We start from the raw sequence: 614 nt of genomic DNA on the forward strand, positions 1-614 counted from the left end.
CGGTATTCCTGAAAGACCATGCGGTGGCAGGGGTTCCCCAAGCGGAGTGTGTCCAACCACTCTTCGTAGGCGAATGTCCATGCCTTGACCTTGCTTAAGGGAGCGAGTTGCAAGCGTAGGAGGAATTTGCCCATTCGCTGCTTGTACCGGTTCATATCTTCTTTTGCGTCCTCCCGAGCTCGAACGAGATCCCGGAGGGCCTCCTCTTCAGGGGACGGAATGTATACGCTAGTCAACTCGCCGGCACGAAACAGTTGGGCCAAACGCAGAGCATCCCGCTTGTCCGTCTTGATTCGGTCGCCGGCCCGCTGGGGGATGAGGGAAGGAGCTACAACTGTACAGGGAATGCCGGATTCAAGTAGCCAACGGTGAAGCATATACCCGGTGGGCCCGGCTTCATAGCAGACTTCTAACTCCACCCTGGATTCCCCAGAACCTCGTAGCTGCTGGAGAAGCTTTAGAACCCGTTCTTTAGTGTGTACGATAATCCCCCAAAAACGGGCATCGCTTCGGCCCTCGTCTGCGATGGCTACAGCAATTTTGGCTTTGGATACGTCTAATCCAATATACTTTTTGGCGATACTCATTAGTAAACCGACTCCTTTTTGTTTGTC

At 53.6% G+C, this 614-nt stretch carries 1 protein-coding gene; it reads right to left on the reverse strand.

The features are described from left to right. Nucleotides 1-587 (reverse strand): IS110 family transposase (locus ACNPNW_RS05995; protein WP_448766711.1); only part of this gene is annotated, 587 nt, incomplete at its 3' end. Between the last annotated feature and the right edge of the window lie 27 nt (nt 588-614).

The organism is Acinetobacter endophylla, assembly GCF_053543775.1.